Genomic DNA, 24204 nt, shown 5'->3' with positions numbered 1-24204 from the left:
TTTCGTTACCCTTAATGTTTGACTTCGCCGTTCTCAATCGTAAGTGAACTAGAGTGCAAGGCACCGCCGCGTTCAGGATAAATTTGACTAATTGCCGCATTAACTGCCACTGGTGCTTCACCAAAACCAGTCGCAATTAAATCCGCTTTCCCAGCATAGTCGTTGGCATCCCCAATCGCATATACACCATCAATGCTTGTCATCATTTCTGAATTGACGAGCATATTTTGCTTCTCACTGAGTTCCGGTTGAATATTCCAGCCTTGAATAATTTTATTTTCTGAGATAAAGCCATAGCTGACAACAATTTCGTCCACGTTCACGACTTTAATTTCATCAGTTTTCATTTTTTTCAAGCTAACATTCAAAGTTCCATCTGCAAGTTTTTTTATTTCATGCACCATATACGGTGTGTCTTTGATAATTGATGAAATTTCCATTTGGTGGACGCTATGTTCCAACGCCCGGAACTGATCACGTCGATGCATAATATGCACTTCACTCGCATTTTCTGTTAATAATAATGCAGTATCAACGGCCGAATCACCCCCACCAGCGACTAACACGCGTTTCCCAGCAAACTTGCTTAAATCGCCTAAAAAATAATGGATATTCTGACCTTCAAGATTGGCAATCCCGTCCAAAGGTAACTTGCGTGGTTCAAATTTGCCTTTCCCAGTCGCAACAATCACGGCCTTTGTATGGGTTGTTGCGTGATTTGTTGTAATTACAAAACCGGTTTCGTCAGCGACGACATCCGTCACCATCGTATCGGTCTTCACGTCTGGCTCGAATTGCCCAAGTTGTTTTTCAAGGTCAACCACTAAGTCTTTACCTTTAACATTCATATACCCAGCCACATCCAAGATGTTTTTTTCGGGATATAGCGCCTTAACTTGGCCGCCAAGTTCCGCTAAACTTTCAATTAGTTGGACTTTGACATCTCGTAATCCAGCGTAAAAAGTTGCGAAAACGCCGACCGGACCCCCACCAATAATTGTTAAATCGTATTCTTCCATTTTTTATCCACCCCGCTGCATAATTTCTCATATTCTTAAGTCACCGCTATTGTACGCTATTCCTTGTTAGAACGCTATTTTTTGAAAATAATCGTTATTGTGTATGCTTAAGTTTGAAAAACAATTACAAATCCTGTAAAATTAATAAATGACAACGCTTACTAAAGTTGATTCGTAAGCTCGTAAAACATTTTACTAAATTCAGAATGGAGACCTATATAACATGGCTCAAAAGAAAATGATTCTTGATTTGGACACTGGTGTTGATGACGCCCTTGCCCTCGCATACGCAGTTGCTGATCCCGCAGTTGACTTGATTGGTATTATCAGCTCATACGGTAACGTATTGGTTGAAAAGTCAGCTGAAAACTCATTGAACTTGCTCGACCTCTTGGGTGCTAGCGATGTTCCTGTGTTCATCGGCCACTCACACTCATCAGATACTGACCACTTCGACGTAATGCCTATCTCACAAATGATTCACGGTGTAAATGGTGTTGGTGAAGTTGAAGTACCTGCATCATCACGTAAGCCAGAAGCACAATCAGGTGTTGATTTCTTGATTGAAGCAGCTCACAAGTACAATGATGACTTAATCCTCATTCCAACTGGTCCAATGACTAACTTGGATGCCGCAATTGCTAAGGATCCTGAAGTTGCTGACCTCATTGGTAACATTACCTTCATGGGTGGTGCTTTGACTGTTCCTGGTAACGTGACACCATTTACTGAAGCTAACATTAACCAAGACGTTTTAGCTGCTGACCGCGTGTTCAAGTCAAACGCTAAGTCAACAATGGTTGGTTTGGATGTTACTATGCGTACTCTCTTGACTACTAAGGAAACCCAACAATGGCGTGAACTTGGTACTGAAGCTGGTCGTCTCTATGCCGACATCGTTGATTACTACATCGATGCCTACGCTAAGTTAGGTAACCCAGGCGGTTGTGCTTTGCACGATCCATTGGCTGTTGGTGTTGCTATCAACCCTGACTTTGTTAAGACAATCGACTTGAACATGACTGTTACCCACGATACTGAAGCAAGCACTCAAAACGAAGACGGCTCAACTTCACAAGACTTCGGTCGTACTATTGGTGATATGGCTCGTTTGACAGCACCAACTAACATGAAGGCTGCCGTAGCTGTTGATGCTGCTGGTTACCTTGCTTACTTCATGGACCTCTTAACTGGTCTTCTTAAAGAAGCTAAGTAATCATTAAATTTAATCATACAAAAGACCGTAAGATTTCGCTGAAATCTTACGGTCTTTTTGATGTTATCCATTCGGTACATTATCAGATAGTAACTTCTTTTTGCGTTTACGTACCAGAACAAATATGCCTATTAGTACGACACCCGCACTTATTAGCAATATTGCTTTGTTTTTAATCCTTGAATCACCTTTTTGATTTGGTAGTAAAGGTGGGTTCGTTTCTTTAATTAAATCATCTAAACTTGTTACCACGCTTTGTGAAAGTGGCGCTAACGCCTTTACTTCATGTATTTCACTAGCTGATTGATCAGCTATAGCTTGCGTGCTCGCCTGATTATCCTGCTTGGTCAAAGTCGAGTTCACCTGAGTAATTCCTCGCTTAGCTACTGCCTTTTTGGCGTTCGCTTTTTTGGCATTACCTTTTTTAGGCTTACTAATACCTTCGTGGATATAGCTAGCATAACTCGTTGAATCAGCTTCACCAACACTGTTGATATCATCTTCCGGCTTAATCAAACTTGGTGCCTCAGGTTGTGGTACATATCTAACCGATGGCAGACCGAAGTCCGCAATATCGGTATCTTTTCTTGGTGTTAATGTTGCTCGCCCTAGTTGCCTAAAGCCATATTCACTAATTTGCTGCTTTTCCTTAGTGCTTTTGGCAGTCAGCGCCATGGTAAATGGTTTCACTTTCGCATTATACGAGAGTTTAATCTCTTGGCCTTTTAGTAGATTAATATTTTCGACCGTTAGTTCTTTGCTATTATCAGCTTTCGTCTTCACCGTGACATGTAAGTCTGATGTTAAATAATCGGAATACTTCGACAACTTACCCTTTTCATAGGCCTCAAGCTTCGGCTCACTCGTCAATTCTAACCATGATGGAATTTCTTCCGTCAACTTGCCCTCATAAACCGTATTCGTTACTTCGGTAATTCGCTCCAGTAACGTTTGCGTCACGAAAGTCTGACTTAATTCTACTGGTAGCAGCCTGTCATCACTATCAATATTCGCCAAAGTTGCAAAAGCTTTTTTATCGTTGTGGATGCCAATATTTTTAAAGTTTTGACGCACCCCAATTGGTAAAGCATGATAATAAATGCCCAGCTTAGCTTTGTCTAAGTTCACTTCTGAAATTGTTGGATACGCGTGTGAAAATACAATTTGGTCAGTATTATCTTCCGTCTTAACCACGTAAGCTGCCACATCATCTTCAAAACCTAGTTCATCAAAGTAGTTATTAGTAATTCCGAACAATTCAGACGCTCGCCCTGTATTTAAGCCGATGCTACTCTGTTGCGCTAACTTATCAGCATCGACGCCAAACGTTCCATCAATTGCCTCCTCAACCCGAATTCCCAAATCCTGATCGATGTCTTTTTCTGGAATATTCAATTCGGCAGCTTTTTCATAAAGCTCTTTCGCTTGGATATAGCGTTGACCACGCATTCCCTCCGCACCCAAAATCATGTCCGCGTAGTTGTACTTAGTCGCATCAATTGCTTGGGTCACCGCATACGACATTGTTGGTTCACCATCACTCGCTAAGATAATATGATATTCGGCATCAGCTTCCGGATTGGCATCGCGCCACTCCGTAAATTCGCGTTTGGCATCCGCAATCGCTCGTTGCATATTCGTATATTGTGTCTGATTGTCATTCGCATATTTTTCAAATTCAGCGTGTAGCCATTTAACTAATTCCGGTCCTCGTTTCGGTGTATATTCGCGAATGCCCGAGCTCACCATCTGAGTTCCAAAATTAATAAAGCCGACATTGAGGTCTTCAACTTCCGTATGTTCTGATAACTCGGATAATTCTTGCACCTTATTAACAACATCGGTACTAATTTGTTCAACCATCGCAAGCTTGTTAATGCCATTAACCGTTTCGTGTGTTAGTTCAAAATCCTTCATACTAGTTGAGCGATCCAGCAAAACAATGATGTTCACCTTCCGATTACCTTTAAAATCATTGCCCGCAGCCGTTAAATTCACTTCATATTCATTCGGTGTTGCACGTGGTATCAGTTCCTTTTTTAAAGAAAATGCATCGCCGTTATTCCCGTAACCCAATTTACCATTAAAATTACGATAGGTATCATTTTCAACTGTATCGCCTTGAATATAGTTCACTGGATATACTTCAGTTGCATCTGTGATGTATTGATCTGAGTCAGGTGTTACCGTATCCCACTCACCAATATCTGTTCCTAATAGCTTTGGAACATTACTTTCTTTGACATAGGCGTAGCTAGTTAGTGGGTGTCCGATTCCAATCAACAAAAACAGGATTATTAGTATTAGTTTACTCATATAACTGTCCCCCTTTTTACAGTTTTATCGTTTCTATACTTATTTCTAATAAATTCTATCAGAAATATGTGAACATTCTTTGACTATCGCCACAACCACTGCTTGTATCGTCATAAAATGTTCACGATTTTTTTGTACAATATAAATAGAAACTTAAAAAGTAACTGTCAGACGTACTCAACAAGGGGGAAATTATGCCAACATTATATGGACGCGATGACCGTGAAGATACAGAAACTATCCCATTTTTCGGCTCGGCTGCCGAAGCTGTGGATTTACCAAAATACAAATTAAATCAAGAACCGCTAACACCAACGGGCGCGAGTCGTTTGATTCAAGATGAATTGCTCGACGAAGGTAACGCCCGCCAAAATTTAGCCACTTTTTGCCAAACCTACATGGAACCAGAAGCCGTCAAGTTAATGGCGATGAACTTAGACAAAAACGGTATTGATAAATCAGAATACCCGCGGACTGCTGAAATCGAAAACCGGTGTGTCAATATTCTAGCTGATTTATGGCATGCGCCTAAGGGTGAAAAATTTATGGGCACCTCAACAATTGGTTCTTCTGAAGCTTGTATGCTCGCTGGGATGGCGCTAAAATTCCGTTGGCGTGATTGGGCTAAGGAGCACAACGTCGACCCACATGCCAAGTTACCGAACCTCGTTATTTCATCCGGTTACCAAGTTTGCTGGGAAAAGTTTGCCACTTATTGGGATATTGAACTGCGCCAAGTGCCCATGGAACCTGGTGAATTATCCTTAAATCCAAGTAACCTCAATCAGTATTTAGATGAATACACGATTGGGGTTGTCGGTATCCTTGGTATCACATATACCGGTGCTTACGATGATCTTGCCGCCCTCGATCAAGTGGTGGCTACTTATAACCAAACCAACGACACGCAAATCAGCATTCACGTTGATGCGGCTTCCGGTGGTATGTATGCTCCCTTTATGCAACCAGACATTAAGTGGGATTTCCAACTGCCCAACGTCGTCTCAATCAATACTTCTGGCCATAAATACGGGCTTGTCTATCCCGGTATTGGCTGGGTTCTCTGGCGCGATGAAAAGCTTGTCCCCGAAAAACTAATTTTCAACGTGAGTTACTTAGGCGGTAGCATGCCCACAATGGCGATTAACTTTTCACATAGCGCGTCAGCTTTAATTGGCCAATACTACAATTTCATTCGCCTCGGCTTTGATGGCTACAAAGAAATTCACCAACGGACCCATGAAGTCGCTGCCTATATTGTCACTGAAATGCAGAAAACCAACCGTTTTGACATCATCAATGATGGTAGCGGCTTGCCAGTTATCTGCTACAAGATGAATGCCAACGCCCCGGAATGGACACTCTACGATCTATCTGACCGTCTATTAATGAAAGGTTGGCAAGTACCAACATATCCACTGCCAGCCGACATGGACCAAACCATCATTCAACGGATGGTGATTCGGGCTGATTTCGGTATGAATATGGCCAATGATTTTATCGAAGACTTCAAGCAAGCCCTTCTCGATCTCGATAGCGCCCGCGTCCTCTTCCACGACGAAGAAGCACCGCATACCTATGGCTTTACGCACTAAAGCCGCCTTTTATCGCGCGCTAATAAGCCTAATTTCTACCTTTCAATAAGGAGAAATTAGGCTTATTTTTTTCTTTTTACAATTGTTTTTTTAACATAATTGGGGCAATCAAGGTTGTCAAAATAATGACAATCACTAAATCAGAATAGATTTCATTTGACACAATGTTTGCCTGTTGTCCGATACTAGCAACAACTAACGCCATTTCACCACGAGCAATCATCCCAGTTCCAATCAAGATACCCGATTTTTTGTCAAAGCCAGTCAACTGCGCGCCTAAACGACCACCGTATAACTTAGTTAATACTGCTAAAATCGTGAAGATAATTAAGAATGGTAATTTCGCAATCACGCCGTGAAAGTCCATCACTAATCCCACACTCGCAAAGAATACTGGAATAAAGAATGTATACCCCAAACTAGATACGTGCGGAATAATTTTGGCTTCATGTGGCGTTTGGGCAATCATAACACCAACGAAAAATGCTCCTAAGACCCCACTCATACCAACTAAGTCAGCCAACCAAGCAAAGAACAATGCCAAGGCTACCCCGACAATTGCTTCTGAGCTGTTCATCGGTAATTTTTTTGCTAAATCCAAGATTGGGCCAATTAAGAATTTAGCGAACAGCGCAATTACAACTAAGAATACTAATTGTAATAATAACATCCAACCCAATGCAAGTTGTCCACCGTTACCGGCTGCATTACTTCCAAAAATTGCTACAAAGACACTTAAGATTAGCACTGCCAGAATATCATCTGCAACCGCCGCGCCCAAAATTGTCGCACCTTCATTACTATCGAGTTTCCGGTATTCCTGTAATACTTCAACCGTAATCGAAACTGACGTTGCCGCGAACAAGACCCCAAAGAAAATTGCTTCAACACTAGTATAGCCAAATGCCAACCCAGCAATCGTAAACGCAATTAACGGTGCTACTAAACCAATGACCGCAACCGCTAACGCTGATTTGAGGTATTTTCTTAGTAAGCCCAAATCACTTTCCAAGCCAGCAATAAACATCAACAAAATCACCCCTAGTTCACTGGTAAAATGAATGATTTCATTATTATCTGGAATGATATTAAGAATACCATGGCCAAGCAAAATACCGACTAATAGTTCACCAACCACGGCAGGTAAACCAAACCGCTTAAACAGGCTCCCGGCCACCAAAGTCCCGAGTAAAATTATTGCAAAATATAAAAGTGGTTCCATCCATTACCTCATTTCTATCAAAAAAAGGACAGCTGCCCCCGCCCTCACTATGCCCGTAGTGAGAAACCTTGAAAGCAACTGCCCAACCCAAAATTGATATTAATTTATTATATTAAGCATACCTCATTTGTTGGCGCTAGTCCATGTACCTTTCATTTTAATCACACGACTAAAAGATAGGGGTTATACACCTCGCCTGACGCACTAAGTGAAATTCGTCGTAACTCGGCAATCTACATGCTGCCGAGTTGGTAACCTCATTCCGTTATATTACGCTTTTGTACACGGCGATATTTAAATTGAATTAATTGGTACCGGATAAAACAACCGACACAGAAGCCCATAATCGCTACACTTGCAGCCGCCAACACGATACCACTAAAGACGTAACCGGCAATTTGATGTTGTGTAACAAAACTAATTAAGGCTAAGCCTAACATCGCTGAAGCAATCTTTTGATTAAATTTTAAATCAAGTTTATCTTCTGGGGTATACGCTGACCCCGGCTTACGTAAAAAGCGTTTTGCAAAACGAATCACGAAATTGTAATTGAAGAAAATTCCGCCAATCCCAGCTACAAATGGGATTAACAGTAATGCATACCAACCAGTCAACCACGTCAATAAAACGGTGATAACAATCGTTGCTTGATTAGTCCGAACTAAGGGTCTTGGAACTGAATTTGGAATTTGCATCTGGATTACCTCTTTTTTTGATTTAGCTTGAAAGAAATGGGCAAAGAAAAAGCCCGTACCTAATTGTCAATTCAATCAGGTACGAGCAATGTTAAATGTTCGTAAATTAGATTAATTAACAGAATGTTGTTATTTGTACTCATGAAAAAAGCCACGAGTTACAAATCACATTCTGTCAAAATTTGGCGTAATCATTACTTAACCAAACAGACTGTCATGCGATGTAACTCCTGGTTCAAACAACATTGGCACATGACAACTGTTTTCATAATGATTCTCCTTCTCTTTTAAAGGTTGCCGAAACGGCGCCTCTTTTATTTTTCTTTCAATACTATGTGTAAAAGATAACACATTCAGTTAATAAAATCAAAACAATTAAAGATACATACGGCGTAATTGTTCGCATTTTTCTCAACTGCTTTTATTAAATAGATATTCGGCTGACGTGGGATTGAAAAGTACAGAAATGATAATCCCGCGCTAGAACAAATATATCCAGATATCTTAGTTCAAACGACAAAAAAGAGGCTCGGACAAGTCGTCCCAGCCTCACTATTTTAATTATGCAAATGCAAAGAAGTTCTTAGCGTACTTAGCAGCAACAGTTTCATCTGCTAACATTTCCTTCAACAAAGTCATCTTCTTGTTAATTCGGTTGTACTTAAATGCACCCAACATGTTGTAGCCCATGCCATTACTGTGCTTAAAAGCTTCGTTCATCCGATTTAATTCGACGCGAGTCTTTGCAATTTCGTTTTGGATCATTTCTTCAGTAATCATTGATTGACGCATTTTAAGTACCTAACCTTTTCTGTTTTAATCGATGAATGTAGTATACCGCCTTAGGGCAACCGGTTGCAATAGTTAAGTTTCAATGAAAACCCATACATTTAAAAAAACTTTATGAATCCGATTACATTCAGATTAGAGCCCTTATTTAGTAATCTACAAGTTGTGTCTAGCTGAATTCGGCACGTTTTACATACCACCCTTATGTGGGAATCTCCTATTCGGGTAGCGCCTAAAGTCCCCCAAACCACAAAAAAACAACCAGCCATAGTGGCGTGGTTGCTTAATCGGTTCTATTTATTCTACCGTGGGATTGTCATTTTTGCACATTTCAATCATTGGTAGTTGGTAACCGTTTTTGCTAGTTTGAGCATTATTCCAAACTAACGCAGTGTCTGGAAATTACTTGGCGGGCGCAGCCTTTACACCGCGACTTGGGGAATATGTGTGAAGCACATATTTCCGCTGAGGATAAGCTGAGGAGTCTTAGGGATTTATTCCTTAGAGTCCCAGCTTGTCCGAGTTGTTCAAGACCGCACTTTGGCTTGAACATGTGCTTCCAGCGCAGTGCGCCAAGTAATTTACTGGCACGTAGTGGTCAATTTTATTCAACCCTACGTCAGACAAATTAGAGTTGCTTAACGTAGCGCTAGGACTAGCCGGCAAAGTAACTGCTGTTGGCAATGTTTGCTAATGAAACTTGTGCTGTATCAGTAAAGTTGATGTCAGCTTCGTGCATTTCTTGGACATCCCCAATTCCTAATGATACTTCGCCAGCACCATTAATTGACTTCAAACCAGCAGTTGAATCTTCTAAACCAATCACTTCATTGGGTTGGAAATTCAACAATTCAGCACCCTTCGCAAAGATTTCTGGATCTGGTTTACCAGCGTGTAGTGACGCTGGGTCAACAACGCCATCGAACATGTCGATAATGCCTAAGCCCTTCAAAATTGTTGGGGCATTCTTAGAAGCTGACGCAACGGACAAGTGATAGCCCTTTGCTTTTAATTCTTTTAAAAATGCATCCATTCCAGGTAAAATATCGGCTGGGGTCAAAGTTGAAATTAATGTTTTATAGTAGTTATTCTTGTCTTCGGCTAATTGTTCTTTTTGTGCTTGGGTATAATCATTTTCATGACCACCCGCTTTCAAAATCATTTCCAGCGAATCCATGCGGCTGATTCCCTTTAAGGCTACTGCCAATTCAGGAGTCCATTCTGACTTTACCGTGTCCGCAGTTTGGTGCCATGCTTTACCATGTAAAAGCGCAGTATCGGTAATCACTCCGTCCAAATCAAAAACAAAACCTTTAATATCTTTAAAATTTGCCATTTTCTTATTATCCTCTTTATTTGATTGTATAAGTTACGTGATAGTCTTTTTGCGTATTAGCCGGTAACACGATATCACCAAAATTTGCGTGATGCACTGCATCGGGGAGTGTTTGCGTTTCTAGCGCCAACCCATTATACGGATGGCTAGCAATCCACGCATCGTCCTTGCCAATAACCCATGGATTGGCCGTGAAGACAACTGCCCCGTTGCGATCACTCACAATTTCAACCGTCCGACCGCTTGCTGGGTCAGTTAATACTAAGGCGGCCTCATCTTGTGCATCGGTCAAAACGAAGGCATCATCAAATTGATCACCGGCCAACTTTGCTAGTTGCGCACTAATTACTGCTGGTGTTGCAAAATCAAAAGCCGTTCCCGCATTATCAATAAATTCGCCGGTTGGAATTTTTTCACTGTCAACTGCCACATGCTGCGTACTCCGAATTTGTAGCTGATGATCTAAAATAGATGCTTGTCCATCAGCTAAGTTAAAGTACACGTGTGTCATTGGATTAAACAATGTTGCTTCGTCGCTAATCCCGCTGTAGGTAATCGTTAATTGATTAGTTTCGGTTAACGTATACGTAATGGTCACATCTAACGTACCTGCGAAGCCATCGTCGGTAATGGTTTGTGTAAACGTAATTACACCGTTCCCGTCAACAACGGCGGCCTGACCGTGCCAATTGTACGTGTCGAAACCCTTAGCACCACCGTGAATAAGATTGTGTCCTTCATTTGGTTTCACGTGAAACATCTGCTTGGCGATACTAAATTCACCACCCGCAATGCGGCCACCAACGCGCCCGATTGTATTACCAAGGTGAAAGGGATTCGTTTCGTATTCATGGACATCTGGAAAATTAAGAATCAGATCCCGATCATTGCCAGCAACATCCTTGGTTGTAAAACGCCGCCACGTGGCACCAAACGTAATTGCACTTACTTGAACACCATTTTTGTTAATCAGCGTATATTCAGTTACTGGTCCATCTGCTACATGACCGAAATCAGTTGTTTTGATTTGCATTATTTTACTCCATTCATGGAATTGTCCAGTGAACTTCAGAATTCATAGACGACCAAAAGGAGTGGGGCTCTGAGCTCCACCCCTTTTAGTTTGAATTATTTAAGTTCGAGTTTTTGACCATCAAGATCAATTGTCAAAGGTTCACCCTTCAATAACGTTACTGATGAGCCCGCTTTATCAACGGCAACTTCAAGCAAACGACCGCGGAAGTAGAAGCGGAAGTGGTACTTGTCCCATGCTTTAGGGAGGAATGGGGCAAAGTGCAATTCATCATTGCGTACCCGCATGCCAGCGAAACCTTGCACGATTGATAACCAAGCACCAGTCATCGCAGTGATGTGCAAACCGTCACTCGTATCATTGTTGTAGTTATCGAGATCAAGCCGGGCTGTCCGTTCGTACATTTCAACGGCTTTGTCTTCCATGTGTAAATCAGCAGCAATAATTGAGTGGACTGAAGCTGATAAACTTGATTCGTGAACTGTTAATGGTTCGTAGAAATTAAAGTTATCGGCCTTTTCCTTTTCAGTAAAGTTGTCAATGAAGTAGTACATACCTTGCAAGACATCCGCTTGCTTGATATATGGTGAACGTAAGATGTGATCCCATGACCATTTTTGGTTCAATGGTAAGTTGGCAGGATCCAATTCAGCAACTGGTGTCAAATCCTTGTCGAGGTAAGTATCATGTTGAACGAAGATGTGTTTACCTTCATAATCAGCTTCACCAAGATACATCTTGTCGATAATTTCTTGCCACTTAGTCTTTTCAGCATCGGTTACTGCTAACTTAGCCGCGTTCTTATCATCAACATCTGGCAAAATTTCCAAGGCATATTGGAGAACCCATTTAGCCATGTAGTTCGTGTACCAGTTGTTGTTGATGTTGTTTTCATATTCGTTCGGACCAGTTACACCGTGAATCATGTATTTGTCCTTCAAGGCTGAGTAGTGTACCCGGTCAGCCCAGAAACGAGCAATTCCAATTAAGACTTCACTACCGTCACCTTGAACCCAGCTCTTATCACCAGTAATGTGGGTGTAGTTGTAGATGGCAAAGGCAATAGTTGAATTACGGTGAATTTCTTCAAAGGTAATTTCCCATTCATTGTGACATTCAATCCCGTCAAAGGTCACCATTGGGTACAATGCACCCTTCAAACCTTGTTGCTTAGCATTGTGATAGGCACCTTCGATTTGTTGGTAACGATACTTCAACAAGTTTTTTGTAACTGATGGATCAGTTACACCAAGGTAAACTGGGATGGCGAATGCTTCAGTATCCCAATAAGTTGCACCACCGTATTTTTCACCGGTGAATCCTTTGGGACCGATGTTAAGCCGTGAATCATCACCATAGTAAGTTGAGAAGAGTTGGAACAGGTTGAAGCGAATTCCTTGTTGCGCTTCATCAGAACCTTCGATAGTTACATCGGCGATTTCCCAACGAGCGGCCCACTTAGCAGCATGCGCAGCAAACAAATCATCGTAAGAAATACCAGCAACCTTGTCACCAATTTCTTGAACGGCAGCGGTTAAAGCAGCTTCAGTATCGTAATCACGTGATGTTGTTAAGACAACGCGTTTTTCAATCGTGGTCGTGGCACCAGCTGCAAGGCTACCAACAAATTCATTTGATACTTCATCTGCTGCCGGTTGTTCAACTGCCTTAGGTGCTAAATCAGTAACAAAGCGTTGTTCAACTGCTACTGTGAATTGTGGTGTACCAAATGGATTTGGTGTCGTTTTAGTAACTAATGAAGCACGATCAAGTTCTTGCTTGGTGCTTAGTGTTGACCAGAAGTGTTCATCATAGTTTGAATCTTCGTTCACTACGTCAGCATTCATGTTGGCGTCAACAGTCACATCAACCGCTGCATCACTTAAGTTGTTGATTGAAACTCGTTGCACTGATAATTCTTGGATTTCAATTGATAAGAAACGTTCAAACTTGAACGCTACTTTAGCGGCACCCTTAGTAACTGTGAATGAACGCGTAAACTGCGCATTTTTCATATCAAGATCAAGGCTAAAGTCTGAAATTTCATCCGTTGCTAAATCAACTTTTTCACCATTAATGGCGATGTTCATCTTAATGTAGTTAACCGCATTGATAGCTTTCCCGAAGTATTCTGGGTAACCATTTTTCCACCAACCAACCCGAGTCTTATCGGGATACCAGACACCACCTAAGTAAAGTCCTTGTAAGGTATCAGCACTGTAGTCTTCTTCAAAGAATCCACGCATACCCATATAGCCGTTACCAAGACTTGTCATTGATTCTTGGAGGCGTTTATCATCTTGGTTTAAATCATGGCTAACAACATTCCATGGTTGAACTTCAAAAGTACGTTTCATTTTTTCTCTCCGTTTCAGGTTTGATTTTTTATTATTTGCAAGTTTAATTTTATTATTCAGCTGAAGTTTCTTTGATACCGCCAACTGATAAGGCACCAATGGCCATCAAGATACCTGATACTAAGATCATTGTTGGCATGTGGCCACCTAATAATGGGAAGATGGCAAAACTAGCAACTGAAGCTACGATTTGTGGTAAACAGATTGAGCCGTTGAACAAGCCCAAGTAAGTTCCCATGTGGCTACCTGATAAAGCATTAGTAACCATGATGAATGGGAAGGCCATCATTGCGGCCCAGGCGATTCCGATGAAACAGAATGAACCAATCAAAGCATATTGGTTGTGAATGAAGAATACTGAAGCAAATCCAATCGCACCAAGTAGCAAGCTGATTGCATAAGCTGGCTTGTGACGATCATTTGGAATCTTGGTAAGGACTAATGACCAAAGCACAGCGGCAACCGCGTAGATAGCTGATAAGATACCGAACCAGTTACCAGCAGCTTGATATTGAGCAGTCGCAGCGTTAACTGTGTTCCAAACGTTGTCAGCAACCGCACCAGTACCGTAAGTCCAGAGGTATTGGAAAGCCATCCAACAGAAGAATTGAACTACTGTTACTGTCCAGAAAACTTTAGGGGCACGTTTCAACAAGGTGAACATGCCGACTTTTTCTTCGTCTTTTGATTCTTCGGCTAGACCGTGGTAAAGCTTGTATTCTTCAGGAGTATATTCTTTAACCTTGAAGACCGTGAATAATGAACAGATAATCAAGATAACCGCACCAACGTAGAATGATACGACAACTGATTGTGGGATAACCCCAGGAGCAGCAGTGTTAGAAACTCCTAAAATTGTGAGTAAGAATGGGAAGATACATGCGAGCACTGAACCGGTGTTAGACAAGAAACTTTGAATTGAGTAAGCAAAGCCTTTTTGTTCTTCGTTAACCATGTCACCAACCATCATCTTGAATGGTTGCATGGCGACGTTAGAAGATAAATCCATGAACAAAATGGCGATAGCTCCAAACATCAAGGCGGCTAATGAACCAGCCCCAAAACCAAAGCTCCCTGAGTTAGGTAGTAAGAACATCACGATAACTGCGACAACCGCACCAACTAGTAAGTAAGGAATCCGGCGCCCTAACTTAGGCATCCAAGTACGATCTGAATACTTACCAACTAAAGGTTGAACGACCATCCCGGCCAATGGTGGCAAGATGAAGAAGAAACCCAGTTTTGTTGGATCAGCACCCAAAGTTTGGAAAATCCGTCCCATGTTTGAGCTTTGTAGTGAGAAAGCCATTTGAACTCCCAAGAAGCCGAAGCTCATCATCCAAATGGTACTAATTGGTAACGAAGGCATTTTTGATGTTTTAACATCTGTTTGCGTTGCATCCATTTTTTGCACTCTCCTAATTTGTAAAATATTGAATTATTGCTCATTTGATTTCGTCGACTGTTTTATTATGCAACCGCTTACAATTTAATGCAACCGTTTGCACTCAACTTTTTAGATTGTCTTTTAAATCAACTATCTCCAATGTCTATGTACTTACAATTTGTTAATGCTACCAAGGCTTTTGTAGCAATGTTTTGCCCCTACTTTGTTGTAAAATTCGCCTCATTATTCACTACAAATTTTTTTAATTTTATCTGTCCAAAAATGCTGCTATGTTAGCTGATCATGCCCACATCAACTAAATTCATCTGACACGAGGACAGAATTACGATTGTCAGGCTCTATTCCGTCTAACGCGGGATTCTCATTTCTGTCCTTTTGTTTAAGAATACTCACGCACTACGGAAAATACTTTAGGCCCTAGTTTGAGCACATCACAAAATCAGTACCTCAACGAATTGCCGAAAAGTAATATTTCAATCACGGACAGTTTACCGTGGTGAAAACAGGGCTAAAAAAAATCGACATACTATATCAATAACAGCTCGATTTCATGAACCAATTTTAATTATTTCTAATTTCCTCATTATAAATTCTGAACAACCACTGAATTACTGATCGATTAACCGCGCACATTATGTCAGCGGCTCAGTTGGTTTTCAATGTACTTCGGCCCACAACGACTATTTTCCACTAGTTTGAGCATTATTCCTAACTAACGTAGTGGCGGTAAATTACTTGGTGGGCGCAGCCTTTACACCGCGACTGGGGTGATATGTGTGTAACACATATCGTCGCTGAGGGTGAGCTGAGGCTTCTTAGGAATTTATTCCTTAGAAGCCCAGCTTACCCGAGTTTGCCAAGACCGCACTTTGGCTTGGCAATGTGCTTCCAGCGTGGTGCGCCAAGTAATTTGCCGGCACGTAGTGACCAATTTTATTCAATCCCATCTCAGACGGAATAGGTTCGATTATCAACGCAAAAAAGACTTGGCAACATAAATCGCTCCAAGTCCCACATATCTATATTATTGTAAATTCAACGTTCGTGTGACCAGTTTTTACTTCCGCAAACAATAACTTGGCGGCTTCTAACCCGAGCTCATTCGCATGTAAATCAACCGTATGAAATTTTTCACCAGCTAGCTGATTCAATAATTGGTTGTTATTAAACCCGATAACCGAAATATCATGGTGATAGAATTGCCGCCACTGCGTTAACATTGCAAATGCGAGCGAATCATCAGTTGCGATGATGCCATCAATTTCCGGATGTTGACTCACATATTGGAGGATTATATCACTCTTGCTAGTTTCAGCTTTAATCACTAAGGCTTGGATGTCATGCATTTGCGTGGCGTCTTTAAAGCCCCGTTCGCGTTCCGTTTCATAATGCCAATCAGCTTCTGACTTTACAAACAGTGGCTGAATGCTCTGGTGTTCTTTCAACAAAAGTTCAGTCGTTGCATAACCTGCGTCATAATTATCATTATCAACGTAGAGTTTCGTTTCTTGATTCAAAGGTTGGCCAATCACTACGTACCGGACATCTTGTTCGCGCAAAAAAGCACTCACTGGATCGTCTTCTTTCGTATACAAAAGAATAAATCGTTTCACCTTTGCTTGTAGGACCATCGCCCGGACATTGGCCAGGACCTTCTCCGTTGTCGCACCAATTGCGACTGATAAAACATAGCGGTGTTCACTTAATTCAGCGTTAATTCCCGCCATCACATCAATAAAAAACGGATTTTCCAAGCTACGTTCTTCGGCAACCGGAAAAACGACCCCGACCACATTGGCCTCGCCTAACGTTAATGTTTTAGCATTAAAATTAGCCTGATAACCCACCTTAGCGGCAATTTCTTGAATTCGGGTGCGCGTGGCTTGGCTAATTTTAGGATTATCATTGAGCGCCCGTGAAGCGGTTGAAACAGACACACCTGCTTGTTGGGCAATATCTCGAATTGTTACCATTACAAATCTGCCTTCCTACATCTGGAACTTGCCCATAAATATTCCATAACTTAATTCATTAATTATAACAAATATAAGTAACCGATTACCGTAAAACTTCGCTTATACGCGATTATTAGCCGGATTAGTAGCATTTATCTGATCAATTGCCGTTAAAGCCGTATTGTTGATTAAGTTAACTGGATTATTGAAATGCGGTTCAAAGAACACATCCCCAAATGCGAGTTCACTCAAGGTCACCCCATGATTAATCAATAATGAAAAAGTCGTAATTACATCGTGAATATCCTGATTAGAAACCAGTTGCGCGCCCAATACTACTTGCGTGGTGAGATTATAAACGAGTTTTAAAGTTACATGTGAATCTTCATCAACCCACTCAGGCCGGATTTTTTGCGTCACCTCAGTTGAACCAACAGGTATGCCTTTAGCCAAGAGATTCCGCTCCGTAGCACCCGTCCGGAAAAATAACCCGTCAAATAATTTAAGCCCATACGTTGCTTGTGAGCCAGGGGTTTGCACCCATTTTTCAAAAATATTCATGCCGGCAATATTACCTTCACGAATAGCGCCAGAAACTTGCGTAATATATTCGTTGGTTGCCGTTGGCGTGAAATATGAGTCGGTTGCATCACCAACCGCCATTATTTTATGATCAGAAGTATACATGAAACGGTCGACATCAATTGCGCCACGCCCGTTCATATCAACTTTATCCCGTAATAAGGTTGTATTTGGTCGCACACCAGCTGAAACAACCACTTGATCAGCAACATAACGCGCGCCTTGCACCGTCGTTATCTGAACCCGATCGTCAGGTGTTGCTGTAATTGAATCAGCTAGTTGGCCAATTTCTACTTTCACCCCGTGTTTCCGGTACAGCTCCTCTAAACGACTAGCAATTGACATATCAAAATAGTTAGAGCCTAAGCTTACACCACTTTGAATGATTGTCACTTGGTGGCCTTGGTTTTGCAGGGACATTGCTACTTCAAGTCCGAGTAACCCACCACCGACAACGATAACTGCTTTATCATCGCCAACGTTTTGCTTTAAACGATTCGCGTCGTCTAAAGTTTTCATCACCGTCACACGGTCATTATCAACCCCTTCAATCGGTGGAATATGTGGGTATGAACCAGCCGCATAAATCAGCTTGTCATAATGTTGTTCGACAAGTTTGCCCGTTTTCAAGTCCCGCGCATGTACAACTTGGGCTTGCGCATCAACCCGCACAACATTGTGTGCTAATTTTAAACCCGCCCCCAGGTTATAAATATCATCATTTGAAGCATATTCAGTCGAGTGTAATGAGGCAATTTCATTGTTCAAGAACAAGTGCGCTCCGGAGCCAATATATGATAAGTCAGTTTCTTTGCGGTCAAATAAAATCACATCCACGGCCGGGTACAGTTTCTTAATCCGTTTAGCGGCGGCAATTCCTGCATGGGAACTACCAATAATTACGACTTCCATCATTGCCCCTTTCCATATCTGCGGTGAAGTATCAATTTTTACTTAAAGTAAACCCCTTCAATTTTACGTTCATCGGTAAGACTGTAGTCATATGCTAACCCCAATTTTTTCAATAAGGCAGTCTCTTTTTCATAAATATTCTCATATTTGCTACGATAGCGGGTATCTTGATCATCAATTTTAACTAAATCCAAAGCTTCTTCAATGCTCCAAACTTGCTTTGATTGCAGATAAAAAATTAACTGCCCCAGCGTTCTTGTATACCAATATGATTCTGGCACTAGTTCTCGATTAGCGTCCAACACCGAGAGCCGATCGTTAATTTGTTTTTCCAAATCACTAATTTCATGATAATCGGCGCGGCGGCGCGGGCGTGAAAATGCTAAGTAGCCTACGACCAATAAGCGCCGTAAAACTTTGGTAAACATTAAGATTGCCAAGATAACCACACCTGCTAATAATGCCATCAAAGGCCAAGTATCGGGACCTTTCATAATTAAAATCACGGCAATTGCCCCTAGCGTCATTAAGATAATTTGAAAGATGGTGGTGGTGATGGCAAAAAAGTGTTGTTGTCGCACGTCTTGCTGCTCAACAATGGCTTTACGTTGTTCCCGCAGTTCCATTACTTGTTCGAGCATCGCTTTCATCTCACGTAAAATGTCGATATCCATTTCATCACCACACTTTCTTTAGAATTTTTAAATTTTTTTATATGCGTACTTTAATTATATTACTTAAATGTGAATAACTATAACTTAATGCTTAATTTATAAAAAAACTGCAAGAAAATGGCTTTCCTGCAGTTGTTATTATAACTATTTATAATTATGCCCAGTGGTTAATTGGACCATACTTGTGTCCCACCGCAATTTCATTAACAATCGCCGTGTGGACGAAATCATGTCCCAACTTGATGGCTGTTTCAATATCAGTTCCTTTACCAATTTCAGCCGTAATCGTTGCTGACAACGTATCACCAGTACCGTTAACCCGGTCTGTTGCAACGTATGGATCTGCTAACCAGAATTCTTTACCATCTTCTAATAAGACAAAGTCACGGACATCGCCAACTGTTCCTTCAGCGTGTTGACCCTTGATAATGACGTTTTTTGCACCCAATGATTGTAACTTGTGCGCAGCAACAATTGTATCATCATCATTCTTAATTTCCATTTCAGCCAATTTTTGGGCTTCAAAGAAGTTCGGTGTAATCACGGTTGCCAAAGGCACTAATTCATCACGCAACGTTGCGAAGGCTTCCTCTTCCAACAACATGTTCCCATGCTTTGTATAGATTACAGGGTCAACTACAAGTGGGCCAAAATCGTATAACTTGTAGTTTTTAACGACCGTGCGAACCAACGTTGAATCAGAAAGCATCCCGGTTTTAGCAGCTAAAATTTTGTAATCCTCAGCTAATACCTTGAACTCAGTATCAATAAAATCAGTTGGTAAGTTCACTGCTGCATGAATTCCAAATGAGTTTCCCGCAACTGCAGCCGTCAAGATACTGGCACCATATACGCCGCGCGTGAAAAATGTGTGTAAATCAGCTTGCATTCCTGCACTACCATCACTGTCAGAACCAGCAATTGTCATAACTTGTGGGTATTCGTTTGCCATGATTAAATTTCCTCTTAACGTGCTTCCAATTGCAAACTGCGTAATTGAGCCACACTTCCTCTTTCTTACTAAAAATAACTTAAGTTCAATTTAACCGTTTTTATTAGTTTTTTCAACTGTATTCACAGAATTTTCTAATTTTTATTAGTTCCGACCTTCAATTAACGTTTGTGCCTAGCTTGTCACACTTACTATAAAAAGACGGCAGTGCGACAAAAGGCGGGGTGCAACCTTGATATAGTGATGAATTAAATAAGTTATATCAACGGCTACAGCCTTTTCCCGCACGTTAATAGGCCTGATTTCTACCTTACTCAAAATAAGGAGAAATCAGGCCTATGTCACTGGCTGGACAAATTTTGTCATAGCCTGCGTTTTGTATTTTTTTAAGGTTCTATTCTTTCTAACCTAGAATTGTCGTTTCTGTGCTTTTCAAGCATCGAATTACTGAGGTTCTATTGCCAGCGTTATTTTTCCCACGCCACCGCGGCCTGTGGTTAGTAACTGTTTTTCGCCAGTTTGAGTAATATTTCTAACTAACGAAGTGCCGGTAAATTACTTGGCGGTCGCAGACTTTACACCGCGACTGGGGTGATATGTGTGCAACACATGTCGCCGCTGAGGGTGAGATGAGGCTTCTTAGGAATTTATTCCTTAGAAGCCCAGCTTACCCGAGTTTGCCAAGACCGCACTTTGGCTTGGCAATGTGCTTCCAGCGTGGTGCGCCAAGTAATTTACCGACACGTAGTGGCCAATTTTATTCAATCCCACATCAGCCGAAATAATTTTTTAACTATTACGGCGCGCAATCAATAGCGAACCAAAGTAAATCAGCGCTTCAATTGCGGCAATGAAGAATGAGACGGGCCAATCTGTCCAATAACTCAAGGCTAAGCCACTCCAGACCCCAATTAGGGCAAAGATTGTCGCCAAGCCAATCATGCCGCTCGTGCTCTTGGAGAAGTGCTGTGCGGCCGCGGCCGGTAAGGTCAATAGGATGAAAATTAAGAGTGACCCCACGACCTGTGCAGCTACCGAAACACTCAGTGCTACTAAGATTAGGAAAACGATGGAGATGAAAGTTGTGCGTACCCCATTAACCCGGGCACCGATGGCATCAAATGACGCAAATTTTAATTGCCGATACATTAGAATCATCACTACAATCACCACAATCGCCAGCACCATCATACGAATTATATCGCCCTGACTAATCCCAAGTACAGAACCAAATAAAATATTGGTTGCGTAACTAGCATTTTTATTCGATAGCGATAGGAATAATATCCCCAGCCCGATTGCCAACGCCGAAATACTACTAATTGCTGCTTCACGCCGTGATTCCTTAATTGATAAACTACCAATTGCCGTTGAACTCACAATCGTAAACAACAACATCCCCGTGAGCGGCGACCACCCCGCAAACAACCCAAACGCGGCACCAGCAAAGCCGATTTCACTGAGCGTGTGCGTTAAGAATGACAGGTTCCGCGCAATGACAAATACGCCGACAAAGCCACTAACAATCGCAATTAACGTTCCTGCCATGAAGGCATTGCGCATAAATTCAAACTCAAACATGTTCGCAAGCACCTCCATTCATCGTGATGTTAATTTGATTATCATCTGCTCGTAAAACATTCGTATTTAGTTCGTCAATCGTCCCAGTTTCATATTGACCATCTTTCAACATTAAATAATCGGTTGAGTAGCGCTTAGCTAATGGCAAATCATGGGTTACAAAAATCACAGTTAAATTATGTTCTTTTTGATAATGAGCTACTAAATCCAATAATTCGTATTTCATGACATTATCCAAACTCGCCGTTGATTCATCAAGGATCAATAAATCAGGCTGTTCCACTAATGCTTGTGCCAGATAGGCTTTTTGCTTTTCACCACCAGATGCCGTCCCAAGCCGTGTCGCAGCAAGGTGCGTCAGCTCGGTTTCTTTAAGAATCGCATCAAGTTGATGTTGTTCCTTGCGTGAAAGCCATGGTGCAACACGCTTGATTAAGCCGAGCGCCACAAAGTTACGTAAACTCAAAGGATAATCGGAATCAATGTTACGAAACTGGGGGACGTATCCAATCTTCAACTCACGCCGACTTGGATACACTTCAACCTTACCGTTTGTTGGTTTCAGTTGCCCCAACAACGTGCGTAATAGCGTGGTTTTGCCGGCACCATTATCGCCAACAATGCTTAAAAATTGCCCCCGGTTAATTGTCACATTAACATCTGCAAAGACCGTTTTATCTGGAAAACGAACGGTCAAATTATTCACATTAATGATTGGTTCTGTCATTATTTACCAGCTTCTTCTTGAATTTTTTGAATTTGCTTTAATGAGTTCAATTGCCAACTCACGTAGTTTTCACCTGTAGGTAAAGTTTCTGTTACCTTTACGACAGGCACATTTGCTTGCTTTGCCAATTTCACAATCGAACTAATAATATTACCAGATGATTGTGTATTTTCAACTAAAAATTGGACTTTATGATTTTTCAAATCATTTTGCAGTGCTTGTAAATCATTGGGTTTTGGATCAGCCCCTTCTTCGATTTCTTCAGCAAAATCTTGGTCGCTAATTTTATAACCCACTGCACTTAACATTAAATCGTAGACTGGTTCGGTAACAGCAACTGCCTTACCTTTACCTTGTGCCTTGAGTTGCGCCACCATGTCAGTCACTGGTTTCAATTGTTGCACGTATTTTTGAGCATTCGCTTCGTAATCAGCTTTGTTTTTCGGATCCTTTTTGGCAAAATCTGCCGCGAGCTTTGTTGCCAATTTTTGCATATTCGCAGGATTATTCCACACGTGGGGATTCACGCCTACTTTTTCGTGTAAAACATCCTCACCAACACGAATTAACTGTGCTTTACGGCCATTACTCTTTGCCATACCATTCAACCAGCTATCGTACCCAAGACCATTTGCGACCACGACATTTGCTTTTGCGACTAATTTGGCCGTCTTAGGCGTTGGTTCGAATTCTTCTGGTGACACCGTTGAATCGTGAATAACTGCCGTTGCCGTACCATGATCACCCAGGACAGTTTTTGCCACTTGGGCATAAAAATCTGTGGAAGCGACCACCGTGATTTTATCATTTTTTGCGGTCGTGTTTTGGCCACATCCCGCAACTAAGATAAGTATTGGTACTACTAGCAACATTGTGAACATTTTTTTCATCGTTATCAATTCCTTTACTTGGGTGCAATAGCGAGGAGGTCATTCATAAATCGTTGAACAGTTTTAAGCTCCTCGTCAGAGTAATTACTAAAAATATCCTCAAACTCATCCATTGTGCGTTTATGCGTTGCTAAATGGTGTTGGGCAATCAATTGCCCGTTCTCGGTCAAACGATGATAAACCACGCGTTTATCTTGCTTATCGGCTGCTGATGTTAGGTACCCTTTTAGTACAAGCCCTTTTACTGCCTTGGTAACTGCTGGTTTACTTAATTCCATTTCTTCTGCTAAAGCACTATTCGTCAGCGAACGATCAGTGTTTAAGAGTAGCATCAAGATGTGCGCTTGCGTATCGTTGACTAACTCATGCGCATCACCATTCAAAATTTCCGTGCGTGCCGAATACTGCCGCACAAATTCATTCAAGCAATCTGTAATCTTAGCAATTTTGTTTTCCGTGTGAACCATCCCAACCCCCTACTTACTTCTATTAAATTTATGAACTAAACGGATCCGAAAGTCAGGTTATCAGGTTTCATGCCTAATTAACTGTTTTCGTTTTGCTTACTTTAAATACTTAACCGTTTAATTAACCAGTTAACTATATCGCGTAACTTGGCTTCCGTCAACCCCCCGAAAAAATTCATTTTAATACCCCAAAAATAGATTTAGGACATAATTCGTCCTAAACCTATTTTTGCTGATATGTTTATTCAAATAACTGTGGATGTGCATCACGCGTTGGTACCCCATGACCAATCACAACGGGATGATATTCAATCCCCCAATCGTAATTTTTCGGCGTGCCCTTAACGTGCTGGGTTGTTTCGGCGCCAGCTTCACGATTAGCTTCGAAGGCTAACACTGAATTACGCGCAACACACAAACCAACTGCAGCCACTGTTACGAGTGCAATCATGCTAAATGTAATTAATAATTTTTTCAT

At 41.5% G+C, this 24204-nt stretch carries 20 protein-coding genes; 2 read left to right on the top strand and 18 right to left on the bottom strand.

The genetic code is table 11. From position 1 onward, the window contains the following. Positions 1–11: 11 nt before the first annotated feature. Entirely contained in the window at positions 12–1019 is a 1008-nt protein-coding gene (locus EQG49_RS07680) for an NAD(P)/FAD-dependent oxidoreductase (RefSeq protein WP_133363425.1), read from the bottom strand. 223 nt (positions 1020–1242) lie between these two features. Here EQG49_RS07680 and EQG49_RS07675 point away from each other — a divergent pair, with 223 nt between their 5' ends. Then, on the top strand, positions 1243–2235 hold the full coding sequence (locus EQG49_RS07675; protein ID WP_133363424.1) for a nucleoside hydrolase: 993 nt from the start codon (positions 1243–1245) through the stop codon (positions 2233–2235). 63 nt (positions 2236–2298) lie between these two features. Here the strand turns inward: EQG49_RS07675 and EQG49_RS07670 are convergent, their stop codons facing one another. Beyond that, positions 2299–4551: a vWA domain-containing protein gene (locus EQG49_RS07670; RefSeq protein WP_133363423.1), complete on the bottom strand. Its 2253-nt coding sequence runs from the start codon at positions 4549–4551 to the stop codon at positions 2299–2301. A gap of 194 nt (positions 4552–4745) precedes the next feature. On the opposite strand from EQG49_RS07670, the gene gad reads away from it, so the two are divergent. After that, entirely contained in the window at positions 4746–6146 is a 1401-nt protein-coding gene (gene gad / locus EQG49_RS07665) for a glutamate decarboxylase (RefSeq protein ID WP_133363422.1), read from the top strand. A 76-nt stretch (positions 6147–6222) separates the two neighbouring features. Here the strand turns inward: gad and EQG49_RS07660 are convergent, their stop codons facing one another. From EQG49_RS07660 to EQG49_RS07585, 16 genes are all read right to left on the bottom strand, one after another. After that, positions 6223–7368, bottom strand: a complete 1146-nt coding sequence (locus EQG49_RS07660) for a cation:proton antiporter (protein ID WP_133363421.1) — start codon at positions 7366–7368, stop codon at positions 6223–6225. A gap of 257 nt (positions 7369–7625) precedes the next feature. Beyond that, positions 7626–8063: a DUF4395 domain-containing protein gene (locus EQG49_RS07655; RefSeq protein WP_133363420.1), complete on the bottom strand. Its 438-nt coding sequence runs from the start codon at positions 8061–8063 to the stop codon at positions 7626–7628. 561 nt (positions 8064–8624) lie between these two features. After that, positions 8625–8855 (bottom strand): hypothetical protein, encoded by a 231-nt coding sequence (locus EQG49_RS07650; protein ID WP_133363419.1) that lies wholly within the window; start codon positions 8853–8855, stop codon positions 8625–8627. A gap of 652 nt (positions 8856–9507) precedes the next feature. Next, positions 9508–10188, bottom strand: a complete 681-nt coding sequence (gene pgmB / locus EQG49_RS07645) for a beta-phosphoglucomutase (protein WP_133363418.1) — start codon at positions 10186–10188, stop codon at positions 9508–9510. Positions 10189–10204: 16 nt separating this feature from the next. Next, positions 10205–11221: an aldose epimerase family protein gene (locus EQG49_RS07640; RefSeq protein ID WP_133363417.1), complete on the bottom strand. Its 1017-nt coding sequence runs from the start codon at positions 11219–11221 to the stop codon at positions 10205–10207. A gap of 95 nt (positions 11222–11316) precedes the next feature. Continuing rightward, a complete protein-coding gene (locus EQG49_RS07635; protein WP_133363416.1) occupies positions 11317–13578 on the bottom strand; it encodes a glycoside hydrolase family 65 protein in 2262 nt (753 codons plus the stop codon). A gap of 52 nt (positions 13579–13630) precedes the next feature. Further along, positions 13631–14983 (bottom strand): SLC45 family MFS transporter, encoded by a 1353-nt coding sequence (locus EQG49_RS07630; RefSeq protein WP_133363415.1) that lies wholly within the window; start codon positions 14981–14983, stop codon positions 13631–13633. A gap of 1022 nt (positions 14984–16005) precedes the next feature. Then, complete coding sequence (locus EQG49_RS07625) at positions 16006–16959, bottom strand: LacI family DNA-binding transcriptional regulator (protein WP_133363414.1); 954 nt, start codon at positions 16957–16959, stop codon at positions 16006–16008. A gap of 102 nt (positions 16960–17061) precedes the next feature. Further along, a complete protein-coding gene (locus tag EQG49_RS07620; protein WP_133363413.1) occupies positions 17062–18438 on the bottom strand; it encodes an FAD-dependent oxidoreductase in 1377 nt (458 codons plus the stop codon). A 35-nt stretch (positions 18439–18473) separates the two neighbouring features. After that, a complete protein-coding gene (locus EQG49_RS07615) occupies positions 18474–19109 on the bottom strand; it encodes a sulfite exporter TauE/SafE family protein (RefSeq protein WP_133363412.1) in 636 nt (211 codons plus the stop codon). A gap of 154 nt (positions 19110–19263) precedes the next feature. Continuing rightward, on the bottom strand, positions 19264–20061 hold the full coding sequence (gene thiD, locus EQG49_RS07610) for a bifunctional hydroxymethylpyrimidine kinase/phosphomethylpyrimidine kinase (RefSeq protein WP_133363411.1): 798 nt from the start codon (positions 20059–20061) through the stop codon (positions 19264–19266). Positions 20062–20850: 789 nt separating this feature from the next. Next, the gene (locus EQG49_RS07605) at positions 20851–21642 is read right to left on the bottom strand and encodes a metal ABC transporter permease (RefSeq protein ID WP_133363410.1); all 792 of its coding nucleotides are present in this window, start codon (positions 21640–21642) and stop codon (positions 20851–20853) included. Then, positions 21635–22369: a metal ABC transporter ATP-binding protein gene (locus tag EQG49_RS07600; protein ID WP_133363409.1), complete on the bottom strand. Its 735-nt coding sequence runs from the start codon at positions 22367–22369 to the stop codon at positions 21635–21637. The genes EQG49_RS07605 and EQG49_RS07600 overlap by 8 nt, the downstream gene beginning before the upstream one ends. Next, positions 22369–23259 (bottom strand): metal ABC transporter solute-binding protein, Zn/Mn family, encoded by an 891-nt coding sequence (locus tag EQG49_RS07595; protein ID WP_133363408.1) that lies wholly within the window; start codon positions 23257–23259, stop codon positions 22369–22371. The genes EQG49_RS07600 and EQG49_RS07595 overlap by 1 nt, the downstream gene beginning before the upstream one ends. A 14-nt stretch (positions 23260–23273) precedes the next feature. After that, positions 23274–23726, bottom strand: coding sequence for a MarR family transcriptional regulator (locus tag EQG49_RS07590; RefSeq protein ID WP_133363407.1), 453 nt, complete (start codon positions 23724–23726; stop codon positions 23274–23276). Between the two features lie 241 nt (positions 23727–23967). Beyond that, complete coding sequence (locus EQG49_RS07585; RefSeq protein WP_133363406.1) at positions 23968–24204, bottom strand: hypothetical protein; 237 nt, start codon at positions 24202–24204, stop codon at positions 23968–23970.

This window comes from Periweissella cryptocerci, from assembly GCF_004358325.1.
GTDB classification, from domain to species: domain Bacteria; phylum Bacillota; class Bacilli; order Lactobacillales; family Lactobacillaceae; genus Periweissella; species Periweissella cryptocerci.
This window is presented reverse-complemented; position numbering and strand designations above follow the sequence as displayed.